This is a genomic window from Pseudomonas nicosulfuronedens (genome assembly GCF_005877905.1).
Classification (GTDB): Bacteria; Pseudomonadota; Gammaproteobacteria; order Pseudomonadales; family Pseudomonadaceae; genus Pseudomonas; species Pseudomonas nicosulfuronedens.
This window is the reverse complement of record NZ_SWDV01000013.1, coordinates 23,604-39,232: the sequence shown is the minus strand read 5'-3', so window position 1 is coordinate 39,232 and position 15,629 is coordinate 23,604. Positions and strand designations below refer to the sequence as shown.

General features: G+C 65.4%; 13 protein-coding genes. 6 read left to right on the top strand and 7 right to left on the bottom strand.

Features of this window, described 5'->3' with window-relative positions:
- Positions 1 to 31: 31 nt before the first annotated feature.
- Positions 32 to 925, bottom strand: coding sequence for a DMT family transporter (locus tag FAS41_RS13045; protein WP_138522829.1), 894 nt, complete (start codon positions 923 to 925; stop codon positions 32 to 34).
- A 130-nt stretch (positions 926 to 1,055) separates the two neighbouring features.
- On the opposite strand from FAS41_RS13045, the gene FAS41_RS13040 reads away from it, so the two are divergent.
- Positions 1,056 to 1,493 (top strand): Lrp/AsnC family transcriptional regulator, encoded by a 438-nt coding sequence (locus tag FAS41_RS13040; RefSeq protein WP_138522827.1) that lies wholly within the window; start codon positions 1,056 to 1,058, stop codon positions 1,491 to 1,493.
- Between the two features lie 162 nt (positions 1,494 to 1,655).
- On the opposite strand, the gene FAS41_RS13035 is transcribed toward FAS41_RS13040, so the two are convergent.
- From FAS41_RS13035 to FAS41_RS13025, 3 genes are all read right to left on the bottom strand, one after another.
- Entirely contained in the window at positions 1,656 to 3,026 is a 1,371-nt protein-coding gene (locus FAS41_RS13035; RefSeq protein ID WP_138522825.1) for a DUF1329 domain-containing protein, read from the bottom strand.
- 13 nt (positions 3,027 to 3,039) lie between these two features.
- Positions 3,040 to 5,001, bottom strand: a complete 1,962-nt coding sequence (locus tag FAS41_RS13030) for a DUF1302 domain-containing protein (RefSeq protein ID WP_138522823.1) — start codon at positions 4,999 to 5,001, stop codon at positions 3,040 to 3,042.
- Between the two features lie 331 nt (positions 5,002 to 5,332).
- On the bottom strand, positions 5,333 to 5,806 hold the full coding sequence (locus FAS41_RS13025; protein ID WP_138522821.1) for a DUF3859 domain-containing protein: 474 nt from the start codon (positions 5,804 to 5,806) through the stop codon (positions 5,333 to 5,335).
- Positions 5,807 to 5,936: 130 nt separating this feature from the next.
- Between FAS41_RS13025 and FAS41_RS13020 the strand changes: the two genes are divergently transcribed.
- From FAS41_RS13020 to FAS41_RS13000, 5 genes are all read left to right on the top strand, one after another.
- The gene (locus FAS41_RS13020; RefSeq protein WP_138522819.1) at positions 5,937 to 6,803 is read left to right on the top strand and encodes a pirin family protein; all 867 of its coding nucleotides are present in this window, start codon (positions 5,937 to 5,939) and stop codon (positions 6,801 to 6,803) included.
- A 146-nt stretch (positions 6,804 to 6,949) separates the two neighbouring features.
- Positions 6,950 to 8,203 (top strand): sugar MFS transporter, encoded by a 1,254-nt coding sequence (locus FAS41_RS13015; protein WP_138522817.1) that lies wholly within the window; start codon positions 6,950 to 6,952, stop codon positions 8,201 to 8,203.
- A gap of 172 nt (positions 8,204 to 8,375) precedes the next feature.
- Positions 8,376 to 8,867, top strand: a complete 492-nt coding sequence (locus tag FAS41_RS13010; RefSeq protein ID WP_138522815.1) for a (2Fe-2S)-binding protein — start codon at positions 8,376 to 8,378, stop codon at positions 8,865 to 8,867.
- Positions 8,864 to 11,101 carry a xanthine dehydrogenase family protein molybdopterin-binding subunit gene (locus FAS41_RS13005; RefSeq protein ID WP_138522813.1) on the top strand — a complete coding sequence of 746 codons (2,238 nt, stop codon included), beginning with the start codon at positions 8,864 to 8,866 and terminating at the stop codon, positions 11,099 to 11,101. The genes FAS41_RS13010 and FAS41_RS13005 overlap by 4 nt, the downstream gene beginning before the upstream one ends.
- Complete coding sequence (locus FAS41_RS13000; RefSeq protein WP_138522811.1) at positions 11,098 to 12,378, top strand: cytochrome c; 1,281 nt, start codon at positions 11,098 to 11,100, stop codon at positions 12,376 to 12,378. The genes FAS41_RS13005 and FAS41_RS13000 overlap by 4 nt, the downstream gene beginning before the upstream one ends.
- Before the next feature lie 44 nt (positions 12,379 to 12,422).
- Here the strand turns inward: FAS41_RS13000 and FAS41_RS12995 are convergent, their stop codons facing one another.
- The 3 genes from FAS41_RS12995 to FAS41_RS12985 all read right to left on the bottom strand — a co-directional run bounded on the left by FAS41_RS12995 (position 12,423) and on the right by FAS41_RS12985 (position 15,610).
- Entirely contained in the window at positions 12,423 to 13,154 is a 732-nt protein-coding gene (locus FAS41_RS12995) for a dienelactone hydrolase family protein (protein WP_138522809.1), read from the bottom strand.
- 172 nt (positions 13,155 to 13,326) lie between these two features.
- The gene (locus FAS41_RS12990; protein ID WP_138522807.1) at positions 13,327 to 14,517 is read right to left on the bottom strand and encodes a DUF4303 domain-containing protein; all 1,191 of its coding nucleotides are present in this window, start codon (positions 14,515 to 14,517) and stop codon (positions 13,327 to 13,329) included.
- Positions 14,518 to 14,563: 46 nt separating this feature from the next.
- On the bottom strand, positions 14,564 to 15,610 hold the full coding sequence (locus FAS41_RS12985) for an SMI1/KNR4 family protein (RefSeq protein WP_138522805.1): 1,047 nt from the start codon (positions 15,608 to 15,610) through the stop codon (positions 14,564 to 14,566).
- Positions 15,611 to 15,629: the final 19 nt, after the last annotated feature.

Sequence of the window (15,629 nt, the reverse complement as noted above, 5' to 3'; positions counted from 1 at the left end):
GTTCCCCGGCATTGTCAGGCAAGCACGGATTTCAGCGCCAGGCCAGGCGTCGCAGGTTCAGGCTCCAGCCACGCTGCATGCCGGCGGCGGCCAACAGGATGGCGACCACACCCAACCATTGCAACGGGGTCAGGCGGTGGCCGAAGGCGAACCAGTCGACGAAGATCGCGGCGATCGGGTAGATGAACGACAGTGCGCCGGTCAGCGCCGTCGGCAGCTTCTGGATCGCGCCATAGAGCAGCACATACATGATGCCGGTGTGCACGATCCCCAGGGTCGCCAGGCTGGCCCACGCGCTGGTGGCCTGCGGCAACGGCGACAGGTTCGCCCAGGGCGCCAGCAGCAGGACACCGGTCACCGCCTGGATCAGCGCGATCAGGTGCGGCGGCACGCCGGTCAGACGCTTGATGATCAGCGCCGCCAGTGCATACAGGGCAGCCGCACCCAGAGCGAGGGCGATGCCGCCCAGATAGTCGCTACCCACCTGCCCTGCCTCGCCGTGCGCGCTGACGATCGCCAGCATCCCGACGAAGGAAACGCCCAACCAGACGAGTTTCTGCGCCGTCACTTTCTCGCCGAGGAACAGCGCGCCCAGCAACACCAGCAGGAACGGCTGCACGTTGTAGACCGCCGTACCGATGGCAATGGATGCTCGCGAATAGGAGCCGAACAGCAGCACCCAGTTGCCGACGATAGCTGCGCCACTGAGCAGCGCCAGGCCGAACGTGGCGGGGGTGAGAATACCGGGGCGCAGTAAGCCCATGGCCGCGCAGATCGCCAGGAGCGTCGCGGCGCCGAACACACAGCGCCAGAACACCACGTCCAGCACCGGTTGACCCGAGACCACCACCAACCAGCCGATGGTGCCGCAGATCAGCATGGCGCTGATCATCTCCAGGGTGCCGCGTTTGATCTGCTCGTTCATGGCTCACCTCCACTCGTTGGCGACCAGTATGAACAGGCGGATTCGTGCACTCCATCGCCTGGCGCAGGCAAATCTCGGCCATCACCTTTACTATCAAGGCAATTACCCGACTTCACCTTTCGAGGCCAAGATGACCGATGAAATCGACCAGTTGCTGATTGCCGCGCTGATGGATGACTCGCGCCTGTCCCTCAAGGCACTGGCGCAAGTCAGCGGCCTGAGCTCGCCCAGCGTTGCCGAGCGGCTGCGCAAGCTGGAAGAGCGCCAGGTGATTACCGGCTACACGGTAAATGTCGATCCACGCGCCTTTGGCTACCAGTTGCAGGCCATCGTCCGGGTTCGCCCGCTGCCGGGAAAACTGCAGGAAGTAGAGAAACAGATCCTGGCGATCCCCGAGTTCACCGAGTGCGACAAGGTCACCGGTGAGGACTGCTTCTACGCGCGGATGTGCGTGCGCTCCATGGAGCAGTTGGACGAGATACTCGACCACCTCAATGGCTTCGCCGAAACCAACACCGCCATCGTCAAGAAGAGCCCGGTGAAGCGGCGGTTGCCGCCGATGGCGTGAAACGGTTTCTGGGGGCAGGCGGCGGTTCGCGAGCAAGGACTAGGCGTCCCCCTCGCGCCTACAGGTATGCCACTGCGTTTTTCGTAGGAGCGAGCTTGCTCGCGAACCCGGGACAGAAAAAGAAAAGGCCCCTTGCGGGGCCTTTGTCCTATCAGGGCGAACTCAGCGCGATGCCTTGCGGCGCAGCGCCGACGGGCTGAAGTTTGAATCGTCCGGCGCCGGCTGGCTGAAGTCGGCGGTGCCGGGCTCCTCGTTGTCCAGCCACTGGATGCTATAGCGGTGTGCCTGGAGGTCATGGAAGGTGTCCAGCGCGGTCCACACCATCGGCTGCTCGTAGAAGCTCTTCAGGTACGCCAGCGACACACGCCACAGCTCACCACGGCCGTCGTACTGGTCCACCACGGCGGCACCCCAGCTGTCCTCGTCGAGGTACAGGGTACGGCGCGAGTAGATGTGCCGTGCTCCGGGTTTCAGCTTGCCATCCACGACCCACACACGGTGCAGCTCGTAACGGGTGTACTTGGGATTGACGTGGCCGGGCGTGAGCAGGTCCTTGTACTTAACCTCCGGGCTGGTGATCTGGTAGTTGTTGTAAGGAATGTAGATTTCCTTCTTGCCCACCAGGGTCCAGTCGTAGCGGTCCGGCGCACCGTTGTACATGTCGGTGTCGTCGGCGGTGCGCAGGCCATCGGAGTCTTCGATCGGGGTGTCGTACGCCAGCGTAGGGGCGCGGCGCACGCGGCGCTGGCCGGGGTTGTAGCCCCAGGCCTGGCGCGGTTCCTTGACCTGGTCGAGGGTCTCCTGCACCAGTGCTCCGTTACCGGCCAGACGGGCTGGGGCGGTGGTGAAGGTCATGTAGTAGAACATGGTGTTGCCGAGCTTCTCGAAGCTGCCCTTGGGGTCGTAGAAGCGGAACAGCGCCTCGTCCTGGGAGGTCACCAGCGAGTACGCGCCATTGCGCTGCACACCGGCCTGGGACGAGCGGCGCACGATGTAGGTGCCACGGTAGCGGGCGATGTGGTTCCACACCGCCTCCACGCCGCTCTGCGGAATCGGGAACGGTACGCCGCCATAGGCATCGGAGAAGCCGTTGCCGCCCTCCACCAGCTTGGCGCTGGTGGCGTTCTTGTAGATGTTGTCGTAGATCCACTGCGGCGCCGAACCGCTGCGGTGGGTCTCATAGACCGGCATCTGGTAGGTATCGGGGTAAGCGTTGAACAGCGCGATCTGCCCCGGTGTCAGGTTGCCCTTGTACTGGTCAAGGTTGGCCTTGGTGATGACGAACTTGGGCTTCTCGCCGGCATAAGGATCGACGTGGTGCGCGCCCGGTCCCTTGTAGCCGGCAGGCGCCGACGTCAGGCCACCACTCCAGGCAGGAATGCTGCCGGCGGCATTGCCGGCCTTTTCCGCGCCCATGGGGGTGAGGCTGCTCTTCAACTGGGCGGCCTGGTCGGCCGAAACCGCTGCACGCGCATCGGTGACGGCCAGGGCCGCCAGCGTGGCAAGGGCGATCAGGGAACTCTTCTTGTACATGGTTCTCTCCGGATCAGAACGAGTATTTCGCGGTGATCGAGACGTTGTCACGGTCACGCATGGAGTTGCTGGAGCCGGCGCCGTAGTAGTTGGTGTACTGGGTGCCGACCTCGAAGGTGTTCAGGTAGCTGGCGTCGATACCGAGGGTGTAGGCCTTGCGGCCTTCGATGAAGTTGCCGGTGCGGTCGGAGTTGCCGCTGAAGTCCTCCTGGTAGACGGCGTAGGGCGAAAGCTTCACCCCAGCGTAGACGTCGTTCCAGCTACCGGTGAGCAGCAGGGTGTAGCCGTAGCTGTCGCGGCTGATCTGCACATCGTCGTCGTTGCCGCCGACGTAGGCCTTGTCCTGGGCGCCGACGAACTTGCGCTCTGTGCCGTCCCAGGCGGTGTACTTCAGGCTGCTGCCGCGGATGTGCTCGGAGGCCAGTTCCGCCACGCCGGTCATGGAGTCGAAGGTGAGGTGCGGGCCGAAGTTGTAGATGGTCGACAACGAGATGTTGTAGGTCTCGGCGCGCTCATAGTTCTCGAACAGGCTGCCACGGCACAGCTGCTTGCCGGCCACTTCGGCGCAGGCCTGGCCAGCGGCGACATTGCCGTCGTAGAGGTTGGTCTGGCCCAGCACGCCCTGGGTCAGCAGGTCGCCGAGCAGGTCGTCGGTCGCCGAGATGCTGATGGGCATGTTCGGCCGGTAGGCGATCTCGCCGGACACCGAGGCATCGCCCAGGGTGGTGTTGAAGCTGAAGCCGTACATGCGGATGTCTTCGACATAGTCACGACGGGCTTCGGCGTTGCTGGCCATGTCCAGCGTGGCCAGGCCTGGCACCGCTTCGCCCAGGCCCAGCGGACCGAGCAGGTTGTTCAGTGCGTCGACGTCCACGCCCTGGTAGTTGCGCAGATCGACAGCGACCTGGGGCTCCTTGGCGTGGTAGTTGACGAAGTAGAAGCCGAACTCGGTGGAGTTGAGTTCCTCGGCGATGTAGCGGAAGGCGACGCCGAATTGGCCGTCGTCGCGAGCCTCGATGTCCTTGCCGACGTTGGCCACCTTGAAGGTGCCGGTGTTCGGATCGAGGAAGGCATTGGGACCATGGGGACCATTGCCGAGCAGACCGAGGGAAGCGACGGTCGGGTAGCCGGCCAGCAGCTCCTTGATCAGCGGGTCGGTTTCGGTGGTGTAGGCCGTTTCACCGCCGTCGCTGAACAGGTCGGTGTCGGAGAAGTAGGTACCCACCGAGTCCAGGCGGGTTTCCTTCCACTTCCATTGGTAGAAGGCCTCCATGGACAGGTCGTCGGTGAGGCCAAGGTTGAAGCTCAGCGCCTCCACCGGCACCAGCACTTCCTTGAGTTCCGAGCCCGGCAGGTGGAAGCGCGCGGCGTCGACCGGGTTGATGGTGTTGACCCCGCCCCGGTAGAACACGCCCTCGCCCCAGTTCAGCACCTGGCGACCGACGCGGCCGGTCAGCGGATGCTCGTCGACGTCCCAGCTACCGGACAGGTAGGCATCCAGCAGCTCGGCCTTGCGCCCGGCAATGTGGCGGGTGTCGTCGGTGAAATGATCGTCCTGCGGGTACGACTGACTGGGACGCTCCACGCCGTTGGTGGTGCTGTAGTAGTCGTTGCGCTTGTCCATGATCTGCGTGTCGTAATAGGCAGTGCCACGCATGAACAGGCCATAGTTCTGGTACTTGGCCGACAGGTCGGAGGTGAGCTTGAAGACCTGGGAAACCAGGCCGGTATCGAAGTTGCGGTTGCCGTCGTCGGCGTTGATGTCGCTGATGTTGTTCTTGTCGCGGCCCTGTACCCGCCACATGGCGCCGTAGGACAGCGTGCTGTCCAGCGAGCCGGTGATCTCGTTCTCGGCCAGCTTGAACTCCAGGGCCTGGGCCGACCCCGCCACCAACAGCGGCAAGAGTCCCATCAACGCCCCCGCCCGCCGCGGCGCCCAGAAAATGGACGAACGCGCACCCAATCGACTGTTCATAGACAGCATTACCTCCATGGCCAAGATTTATCGCTCCGGTCGTTGCGGCCGGTGCTGTTCTTATTCGTTTCTCGGCTGCCGGTGGCCTCGGACAAGCCGGGCTACCGTGCAGTAACACTCCTGCCAGAGCGCTTGCGGGCGCTTTGGCCCCCTCTCCTCTTCTGCTTGCATGCCGGGAGTTGGGACTATCGTGCAGGCAAAGTAACAAACTGTTTCTCCCCTGCCAATGGAAAGGATGTAATCCGTGCCTTTCAACAGGCAAAGAAAAGCCCGGCACATGGCCGGGCTCTTTCGTATAGCGAGTTCGTACGGGGATTTCTGACCGCGAGACTTACTCGACGGTGAAGGTCTTCTCCGCCAGCAGGCGGTCGCCCTGGAACACCATGAAGCGCCACTGGCCCTGCACCACCTCGTGATTCTCGGTGAACTGATAGGCCATCACGTCGGTGGGCGCGCCCACCACCAGCTTCTGTACGACCTCGAACTTGTCGTGACGCTGGCCGTCCGGGGTTACCACGCCGGGAGTGAAGTACAGCAAGGTCAGCGGGGCGTCGCCTTCCTGCTTGCCGCTGAGCTGGTAGCGCATGCCGAACTTGGTGCCCAGCTTGGCCGGCACACGGGTCGTGGCTTCGATCTCCTGCTCGCTGCGCGTGAGCACGCGCTCGCCCGGCTGATAGTCCTTGTAGTTGCTGACGAAGACGCCGTACTCGACCGGGCCGTTGACGCGCACTTCGGCAAAGGCCGAGGAAGCGAAGGCGGAAGCCAGGGAGAGAGCCAGGACTGCTGGCAGGCGGGAAATGGACATGTCGCGCTCCTTGTTGGGGTCCGCGCGAGGCTATGACATCGCCGTGACAGCCTGATGACAGCTTGACGCCGTGCGGGTCGGCCGGGCGCCAAGCGTCTATCATGCGTGGATCGGACCACTGGACACCATCATGAGCGACAGCCTGCTGACCATCCGCCCACGCGCCGAAGACGTCGAGGGCGTGCCCATCCTGCGCCCCCTGCCCTCGGCACAGCGCCGCAGCGTCGGGCCCTTCGTGTTCTTCGACCATATGCTCGAAAGCCGCTTCGCGCCGGAGCATGGCATGGACATCCGCCAGCATCCGCACATCGGCCTGTCCACCCTCACCTACCTGTTCGAAGGCCAGGTTCAGCACAAGGACAGCCTCGGCTCGGACCAACTCGTGCTGCCCGGCGACGTCAGCTGGATGACCGCCGGGCGTGGCGTCGCCCACGTCGAGCGGACCCCGGCCGATCTGCTGCACAGCGGCTCGCGCCTGCACGGCCTGCAAGTATGGCTGGCGCTGCCGCGCGAGCTGGAAGGCTGCGAGCCCAGCTACAGCCACCACGCCAGCGCCAGCCTGCCGGAAAGCGAAAGCCTGGGCGTGCGTATCCGCATGATCGCCGGCGCCGGCTTCTGCCTGGAGTCGCCGGTGCCGGTTCGCTCGAAGACGCTTTACGCCGACCTGCAACTCAGTGCCGGTGCGACCCTGGCAATCCCGGACGAGCACCCCGAACGCGCGCTATACCTGATCGAAGGCGAAGCGCTGCTGGACGACGAGCCGCTGCCGCTGCACCAACTGGTGGTACTGCCTGAAGGCGAAAACTTCACCCTCTCCGCCTGCGGCGACTGCCATGCAGTGATCATTGGTGGCGACCCGCTCGACGGGCCCCGGCGGATGAACTGGAACTTCGTCGCCAGCGACCCGGGCCTGATCGACAGCGCCCGCGAACGCTGGGCCGCCCGCGACTGGCCAACGGTGCCGGGCGAACTGGAACGTATCGAATTGCCGCGCTAGCCGTACAAAGAAGTCGATCAGAAATCGCCGCCCCGCTGTCGAAACCGGCGAATGCTTGAGGCCCCGTGCAGCGGCTTGCCGCAGCATCGCGTGCCCCGAACCCTTGCCGACGGCAAGCCCGCTACTTCTGGCCCAAGGAGTCCGTGATGGACCAGTCGACCACCAACCGCCACACCAGCGCCCTCACCGTACTGACCCTGCTGTTCTTCATGTGGGGCCTGATCACCTCGCTGAACGACATCCTCGTGCCGCACCTCAAGGCAGTGTTCACGCTGTCCTATGTCCAGGCCTCTCTGGTGCAGTTCTGCTTCTTCGGCGCCTACTTCATCATGTCCTTCCCCGCCGGACGGCTGGTGGAGAAGGTCGGCTACAAGAGCGGCATCATCGTCGGCCTGGCCACCGCGGGTATCGGCTGCCTGTTGTTCTACCCGGCGGCCGGCGCGCAGTCCTACCCGTTCTTCCTCGCCGCGCTGTTCATCCTCGCCTCGGGCATCACCCTCCTGCAGGTCGCAGCCAACCCCTACGTGAACATACTCGGCCCGGCGGCCACCGCCGCCAGCCGGCTGAACCTGACCCAGGCGTTCAACGCCCTGGGCACCACCGTCGGCCCGCTGGTGGGCTCGGTGACCATACTCGCCATTGGCGCCGGTGCCGCCTCGCAGATCGGCAGCTCCGCCGCCAGCGAAGCGGACTCGGTGAAGGCACCCTACCTGGTCCTGGCTGGCCTGCTGTTCGCCATCGCGGTGCTGATCGCCCTGTTCCGCCTGCCAAAGATCCACCACGGCGAACCCACCGACGGTGTGGCCGGACGCCAGTCGATCTTCGCCCACCGCCACCTGATCTTCGGGGTCATCGCGATCTTCTGCTACGTCGGCGCCGAAGTGTCCATCGGCAGCTACCTGGTCAGCCTGATGGGCCAGCCGGACATCGCCGGGCTGCCGGCGGACCAGGCCGGCAAGTACCTGTCGTTCTACTGGGGCGGCGCCATGGTCGGCCGCTTCATCGGCAGCGCCCTGATGCGCGCCATCGCGCCGAACCGCCTGCTGGCCTTCAACGCCGTGGTCATCGCCGTGCTGATCGGCATCGCGCTGAGCGTCGGCGGGCATGTGGCGATGTGGGCGCTGATCCTGATCGGCCTGTTCAACTCGATCATGTTCCCGACCATCTTCTCCCTCGCCCTGGAAGGCCTGGGCAACCTCACCAGCAAGGGCTCCGGCCTGCTCTGCATGGCCATCGTCGGCGGCGCCCTGATGCCGCTGGTGCAGGCCTTCTTCGCCGACCGCATCGGCCTGCTGCCCTCCTTCGCCGTGCCGCTGGTGTGCTACCTGTACATCATCTGGTTCGGCGCACGCGGCTACCGCGCCGACCAACCCGCCACGGCCCCTGCTGGCAGTGTCTGACGCTGAACCCTGACGGGGCGCAGTACCTGCGTCCCTATCACCTGATTCCTACCGCCCTTTCGGCCTGCTCGCCCTAGCTGGCGTCACGCTGCTCCCGAAGACTTCCTTCCTTTTCCCTACACCCGGCCATAGTCAGGGTGTCGGGCATGACACTCTCTGGAAGGAGTCCCCCATGGCTGATCCCCTCTCGCTGGTCGTCAACGGCCAGTCCTGGCCGCTTGCCGTGGCAACCGATACGCCCCTGCTGTACGTCCTGCGCAATGACCTGCAGCTCAACGGCCCCAAGTTCGGCTGCGGCCTGGGAGAGTGCGGCGCCTGCACCGTCCACCTCGATGGCGTCGCTACCCGATCCTGCATCACGCCGGTCTCCGCAGCCCTGGGGCGCCAGGTCACCACCCTGGAGGGCCTCGGCACGCTGGATGCCCCGCACCCGGTCCAGCAGGCCTTCATCGACGAGCAGGCCGCGCAGTGCGGCTACTGCACCAACGGCATGGTCATGACCAGCGCCGCCCTGCTCGCCCGCACCCCCAACCCGAGCGACGACGAGATTCGCCAGGAACTGGCCTACAACCTCTGCCGCTGCGGTACGCATATCGAAATCCTCAACGCCGTGCGCAGGGCTGCCGGCAGAAGCAGTGATGACGCAGAGGGGAATCCGGCATGACTCCACTCAGCCGTCGCAACTTCCTCAAGGCCGGCGGGGTGCTGCTGGTCAGTGTCCAGTTGCCGCGTCCGTTGCTCGCACAGGGCACCGACGCCACGCTGCCGCTCGATCAGGTCGACAGCTTCATCGCCATCGCCGGCAACGGCACCATCACCGCGGCCTGCGGCCATGTCGACCTCGGAACCGGCATCCGCACCGCCCTGAGCCAGATCGTCGCGGAAGAGCTGAATGTCGACATCCGGCAGGTGACCCTGCTGCTCGGCGATACCCGCTACACCCCCAACCAGGGGCCAACCATCGCCAGCTCCAGCATCCAGGTCAGCGCCATTCCCCTGCGCCGTGCTGCGGCCGAAGCGCGGGAGTTCCTGATGCAGCGTGCGGCGCAGGCCCTGAAGATCGACATCCGCCAACTCGACTGCGCCGACGGTGCCATCTTCGTCAAACGCAAACCGGCCCGCCGCATCGGCTATGGCGAGTTGCTGCAAGGGCAACGCTTCGAGCTGAAGATCGATGCCAGCGCGCCGCTCAAACCCCACAGCACATACCAGGTGGTCGGCCATTCGGTGCCGCGCCTGGACATCCCTGCCAAGGTCACCGGAGGGCTGACCTACGTGCACGACATGCGTCTGCCGGGCATGCTCCACGGCCGCGTGGTGCGCCCGCCCTACACCGGCGCCGACGTCAACGCTCCCGTGGGCCGAAGCCTGCTGGAAGTCGACGAACAATCCGTGGCCCATTTGCCCGGCTTCGTCCGCCTGCTGGTGATCGGTGATTTCATCGGCGTGGTGGCCGAGCGCGAGGAGCAGGCGATTCGCATCGCTCGGGCGCTGAAGGTGCGCTGGAAAGGCTGGAGCGACCTGCCGCCCCTGGGCCTCGACGACCTGGCGGCGACCCTGCGCGCCCACCCCAAGCAGCCGCGCATGCTGCAGGACGACACGCAGATGGACGCCGTTCTCAAGCAGCTCGACCGTCCGCTGCAACGCACCTACGTCTGGCCCTACCAGCAGCACGCCTCCATCGGTCCGTCCTGCGCACTCGCGCACCTCGAAGATGGCGTGATGAAGGTCTGGTCCGGCAGCCAGAACCCCCACGACCTGCGCGCCGACCTGATAACACTGTTGGGCATGCCGCCAGAACAGGTCGAAGTCATACGGATGGAAGCCTCCGGTTGCTATGGCCGCAATTGTGCCGACGACGTGGCCGCCGATGCTGCCCTGCTGGCCGTGGCTGTGGGCCAGCCGGTACGAGTGCAGCTGATGCGCGAACAGGAGCATGGCTGGGAACCCAAGGGCTCGGCGCAACTGATCGATGTCCGTGGCGGACTGGACAAGGACGGCAACGTGGCCGCCTACGACTTCGCCACCTGCTACCCCTCCAACAACGGCATCAACCTGGCGTTGCTGCTCACCTCGCGGGTAGATGCGAAGCCCCAGGTGACGCGGATGGGTGATCGCACCGCCGTGCCGCAATACGCCTACCCACACCTGCGCGTGGTATGCAACGACGCAGCTCCCATCGTCCGGGCGTCCTGGATGCGCGGCGTGTCGGCCTTGCCCAACGTCTTCGCCCACGAATCCTATATCGACGAACTGGCGCAGATGGCCGGCGCCGACCCCATCGAGTTCCGCCTGCGCTACCTGCACGATGAGCGCGCCATTGCGCTGATCAAGGCGCTGGCTGCTTCCGCCCACTGGCAGCCGCGCATCTCCCCCAACCCGCAGGCGCGCCAGGGCAACCTGCTGGTCGGCCGCGGCTTCGCCTACGCACGCTATTTCCACAGCGATTTCCCGGGGTTCGGTTCGGCCTGGGCCGCCTGGATAGTGGACGTCGAGGTCGAGCCGCACACCGGCGCGGTCCGCGTGACCGACGTCCACGTAGCGCAAGACTGCGGGCAGATGGTCAACCCCGACGGCGTGCGCCACCAGGTCCACGGCAACGTGATCCAGGCCACCAGCCGGGCTCTGCTGGAGTACGCGACCTTTGATCGCAGCGGCGTCACCAGCCTCGAATGGGGCGGCTACCCGATCCTCGGATTCCCGCAGGTACCGAAGATCACCGCGCTCCTGCTCGACCGTCCCGGCACCCCGCCGCTGGGAGCCGGCGAATCCACCTCGGTGCCCAGCGCCGCCGCCATCGCCAATGCGCTGCACGACGCCACCGGTGTGCGTTTCACTCGCCCGCCGTTCACACCAGAGCGAGTTCGTGCCGCACTGCAGGAGAACCATTCCGCATGAAGAACCTCTCTCTGGCCGTCATCGGTGGGCTGGCCGCTCTCGTTGCAGTGGGCCTTGCCGTCTCCTGGCAACCGCGCATTGCGCCGATCGACCCACCTGACCCCGACAGTTTCAGTGTCGAATCCATCGCCCGCGGGCGACAACTGGCGGCCCTGGGTGATTGTGCGGTCTGCCACACCCGCGAGGGTGGCACGCCGCTGACGGGCGGCCGCGCCATGGTGACGCCGTTCGGCACGCTCTACACCTCCAACCTCACCCCGGATCGCGAGACCGGTCTTGGCGTCTGGTCCTTCGAGGCCTTCAAGCGCGCCATGCGGGAAGGCGTCTCACGCGAGGGCGACTACCTCTACCCCGCCTTCCCCTACACCGCCTTCACCCGAGTCGACGACGAGGACCTGCGCGACCTCTATGCCTACCTGATGAGCCGCCCGGCCGTCGAGGCAGATACCCCGGACGACCGCCTGCCCTTCCCCTACGACCAGCGCCAGATCATGGCGGGATGGAACTTCCTGTTCTTCGACAAGGGCCCTTTCCAGCCCCAGCCGCAGCGTGATGCGGCCTGGAATCGCGGCGCCTATCTGGTGGAAGGGCTGGGCCATTGCAGTGCCTGCCACTCACCTCGCAACGCCTTGGGTGCCGAACGTACCGGCAAGCATCGCTTCGCCGGCGCGACCGTGGACGGCTGGCAGGTCCCGCCGCTCAATGGTGACAGCAAGCCCGCCGTCCCATGGACCCAGGCAACCCTGTACGACTACCTGCGCAACGGTTACTCGCGCTACCACGGCGCCGCCGCCGGCCCGATGGCGCCGGTGGCCACCGGGCTCACCCAGCAACCGGACGCGGACCTGCAGGCCATGGCGCGCTACCTCGCGACCTTCCTTCCGGAACAGGTCGGCGACTTCTCACCAGAGAAACGCGCCGTCGAACTGGAGCAGCGCACCTACGGCACGCTACAACCCGTCAGTGGCAGCGGTGGGCGGATATTCAATGGCGCCTGCATGGTCTGCCACCATGACGGCGACAGCCCGAAGCTCAATGGGGTGCGACCGTCGCTGGCGGTGAGCAACAACCTGTATGCGGCTGCGCCGGACAATCTGCTGCGGGTGATCCTGGACGGCATCGGCCATCCGGCGCGGCCGGAGCTGGGCTACATGCCGGCTTTCCGCAATAGTCTGAACAACGAGCAGATCATCGCGCTGGCACGCTATCTGCGGGAGGACTTTGCCGGCCTGCCAGCCTGGCCGGACCTGGAGTTCAAGGTGGCCAAGCTGCGTTGAGTCCGGCACGGGGGAGCGGCGCGATACCCTCCCCCCCGACCCGCTCAGGCGTCGAAGCGCTCGTCCAGCAGATCGAACATCGCAGCGAAGGCGCGGCGCGCCACCTTGGCGTCGTACTGCATCTTGCCTGGGATCTGCGCATGCGGATCGGTGAAGGAATGCGCGGCGCCGCCGTAGCTGGTCAGGGCCCAGTCAACCTTGGCGTCGATCATTTCCCTGGCGAACTCGGTCAGTTGCTCTCGCGGCACGAAGGGGTCGATGGCGCCGTCGAGGACCAGCACCGAGCCCTTGATGTTCTGCGCATCGGCCGGATTCGGCGTATCCAGGGTGCCATGGAAAGACACGGCGGCGGCCAATGGAGCACCGTCACGGGCCAGCTCCAGGGCACAGCAGCCGCCGAAGCAGAAGCCGAAGGTGGCGAGTTTCGCGGTATCGATCGGCGCCTTGTCGGCCTGGTCAAGCAGGGTCTTGAGCGAAAGCTGCATACGCTTGCGCAGCAACGCACGGTCGTTCTTCAGCGGCATCATGGCGGCGCCGGCCTGCTCCGGGCCATTGGGCCGGACGTCCTTGCCATAGAGATCGGCGACCAGCACCACATAGCCGCGCTCGGCGACCTTGCGGGCGATGTCCACTGCGCCCTGGCTGACGCCCATCCAGTTGGGCGCCATCAGCAGGCCGGGCCGCGAAGCGGTGCTGGCAGCATCGAACACCAGTTGGCCTTCGAAAGCCACGCCATCGAGGCTGTAGGCCACAGGTTGCACGCTGATCTGACTCATTCGGGTATTCCTCTAGTAAATGCCGGAGAAGCCTGTCGAACCGAGAGTAACCTTAACCAACGATCTCGGGATTCGACAGAAAATCCAATCAGGGCCAGCGGAAGACAAGCAACCGCCCCTGCCCCCTTTCAGTAGATGCTGACGAGCACATATCGCTGTGAATTGCCGAGCATCATCGCTGCTCGAACTCCTCCAGCACATCGCGGGCATGTTCGCGGATGAAGGCCCACTTCGACGTCAAACCCTGTTGCGCGGCCTCCACTTCGTCGGCCTCGAGCGTGCAGAAGCCACAGCCGGGCGCCAAGGCCTCGGCGACAGCTGGCGCCATATCCGGGTACTGCGCCAGCACTGCTTCGAGTGGGCGGTAGTCAAGGGGGCGGTGCTTGCCACGATCGCGGAAGGAGCGATAGGGAGCGCTGAGCCCACGCGCAGCCACCTCGCTGGGCAGCTCGCTCAGATGCGCGGCAATCAGGTCCATGCGCTCGAGTCGTGCCAGAGCTGATGCGGCCCAGGCCCGCTCGCTCTCGCTGGCCGCCGCGTTGCACAGGGTAGCCTCAAGCGTGCTGATGACGTCGGGACTCGAGTGGTTGATCTCGGCAAGCAGCATGCTTGCCTGCCATGCTTCGCCAGCGCTGCGCCCGGCAACCACATCGAGCAGGGCCGGTACGGCTGCTTCGCCCAGAACGCGGGCGAGTGCGTCGTACTCGCCAAGCAGCGGTCCAGGCGGAGCGGCCCGCACGGCTTGCGACACCACCTCTGCGATCCGCTCCGTCAGCGGCAATGCAGCGATGCGGGCACGCTCGCGTTCAGCCTCGTCGTACATCGGGAAGTGGCGCAGCAGCTGTGCGCGAGTCAGGCTGAGCGGCACCAGCTCACCGGCTTCATCCGTGGCGACGACGATGAAGTGCTTGTCGACCAGACCTTCCTTGAGCAACTGAGCACGAGCCCGCTTGGCCGCCCGGGGGAAACAGTGCAGGAAGCGTTCATAGACCGCCTCCCAGGCGCTGAAGCTGCCCTTGGCGGTGGCTTGCGCGAACTCGGCGCACTGCGTCGCCCACTGGTCCTGCTCGTCGCCCGGCTCGAAGCCATGGTCATCGGCGTACTGGCCCAGATCCGGGCCGGACCAGCGCAAGTCCTCGCTCTCATCGCCGTAGTCTGTGGCCACCCGGGCCAGGACCTCCTCGGTACCGACCGTCACCATCGGCCAATAGAGCACCGAACCATCGCCGTAGAACTCGTGAAACATCGCGCCGTAGACGGTCTCGTCCGGACAGGTTTGGCGAATCTTCCGCACCGCGTTCACGACCTGGCCCACGGCGACGTCTTCAAGGGCTTTCCAGTCGAACTTCTTCTCTGAGGGCATCCTTACTCTCCGCAGTTGCCGACACGCAGAACATACCGGGTGGCTGTCATGACGGCTCGTCGATCGCCAGCAAGCTACGAACCAGTCGGGCGGCGTAGTGCGCATCGAAGCGGTAACCACCACCGGCGTGAACGATGCTGCCGGCGGCGAGCCGCGCGTCCCACCAGTCACTCAGAAAACCGGGGGCATAGCCGCCCGTGCAGAATCCGTAAGGATCGGTCACATAGCGGGTGGTCAGCATCAGCGTGTAGCACGGGCGCCGGTAGTCGCTCTGCTCCCGGGAGCAGTCATGGAAGTCCTCGTACGACTCGGCGAGCTTGAGATGGGAGAACAGCCAGAACATGGCGTCGTACATCAGATGCGAATCCGCGTCGGCATGCAGGGCGAAGAAGCCCTTGGCGCGCACGATTCGCTCGGCCAGGCGCCGGATGCTCCGCTCGCCATCGGGCAGTTCGGCCGCCGCTGCATCCAGTGCGCGACGCAGGATGGGCGACAGCGTGCCGCGCTGCACCGTGGCGAGGTCGGCTTCAAGGGTTTCCTCGTCGTCGTTGAACTCGTCTTCACTGACCAGCCCGCGAATGAAGGTCGCGAAGTCCGGCGCGACCTCGGTAATCGCGTAGTCGGCTTCCTGGTCGACATGGACGACCCGCGGCTCACCCTGCGGCCCGCAATCGCGGTAGTCGAGCATGACCAGTTCGTGCCCGGCACTGGGGGTATTGGCAATGGCGATGCCGATGTCGGGATAGCCCCACTCGGCACGCATGAACGCGGAGCCGAGATCACCGCACAGCGAATAGGTGGCAGTGCGCCCGATGGCGTAGAGGCCGCTGATCGCGATGTGGTCCTCGGCCCAGCCCGTTGGCTCGGTCATCGGGTAGCAGCAGCGCTCGACGCCCCCACCATTGCGCAGGCGCGCCAGCTCCACGTAGGCATCCGGTAGTCGATAGCCGCACTCCGCCTCGATCTGCGCAATCAGTTCGTCGCTGGGCGCAGGCTCGGTGTAGTGGCTGGTCGAATAGTCGCCATCGTCCCAGAAGCCTTCAAGATCGAAGCCCTCGAAGGCTCCCGTGGTTCTACCGGCAGGTTGCGTCATTCCACTCTCCCTTGGGGCG

Excerpts from the sequence above, each read along its gene's own strand:
- FAS41_RS13045 (WP_138522829.1), bottom strand. The coding sequence starts at position 925 with ATGAACGAGCAGATCAAACGCGGCACCCTGGAGATGATCAGCGCCATG.
- FAS41_RS13040 (WP_138522827.1), top strand. The coding sequence starts at position 1,056 with ATGACCGATGAAATCGACCAGTTGCTGATTGCCGCGCTGATGGATGAC.
- FAS41_RS13035 (WP_138522825.1), bottom strand. The coding sequence starts at position 3,026 with ATGTACAAGAAGAGTTCCCTGATCGCCCTTGCCACGCTGGCGGCCCTG.
- FAS41_RS13030 (WP_138522823.1), bottom strand. The coding sequence starts at position 5,001 with ATGAACAGTCGATTGGGTGCGCGTTCGTCCATTTTCTGGGCGCCGCGG.
- FAS41_RS13025 (WP_138522821.1), bottom strand. The coding sequence starts at position 5,806 with ATGTCCATTTCCCGCCTGCCAGCAGTCCTGGCTCTCTCCCTGGCTTCC.
- FAS41_RS13020 (WP_138522819.1), top strand. The coding sequence starts at position 5,937 with ATGAGCGACAGCCTGCTGACCATCCGCCCACGCGCCGAAGACGTCGAG.
- FAS41_RS13015 (WP_138522817.1), top strand. The coding sequence starts at position 6,950 with ATGGACCAGTCGACCACCAACCGCCACACCAGCGCCCTCACCGTACTG.
- FAS41_RS13010 (WP_138522815.1), top strand. The coding sequence starts at position 8,376 with ATGGCTGATCCCCTCTCGCTGGTCGTCAACGGCCAGTCCTGGCCGCTT.
- FAS41_RS13005 (WP_138522813.1), top strand. The coding sequence starts at position 8,864 with ATGACTCCACTCAGCCGTCGCAACTTCCTCAAGGCCGGCGGGGTGCTG.
- FAS41_RS13000 (WP_138522811.1), top strand. The coding sequence starts at position 11,098 with ATGAAGAACCTCTCTCTGGCCGTCATCGGTGGGCTGGCCGCTCTCGTT.
- FAS41_RS12995 (WP_138522809.1), bottom strand. The coding sequence starts at position 13,154 with ATGAGTCAGATCAGCGTGCAACCTGTGGCCTACAGCCTCGATGGCGTG.
- FAS41_RS12990 (WP_138522807.1), bottom strand. The coding sequence starts at position 14,517 with ATGCCCTCAGAGAAGAAGTTCGACTGGAAAGCCCTTGAAGACGTCGCC.
- FAS41_RS12985 (WP_138522805.1), bottom strand. The coding sequence starts at position 15,610 with ATGACGCAACCTGCCGGTAGAACCACGGGAGCCTTCGAGGGCTTCGAT.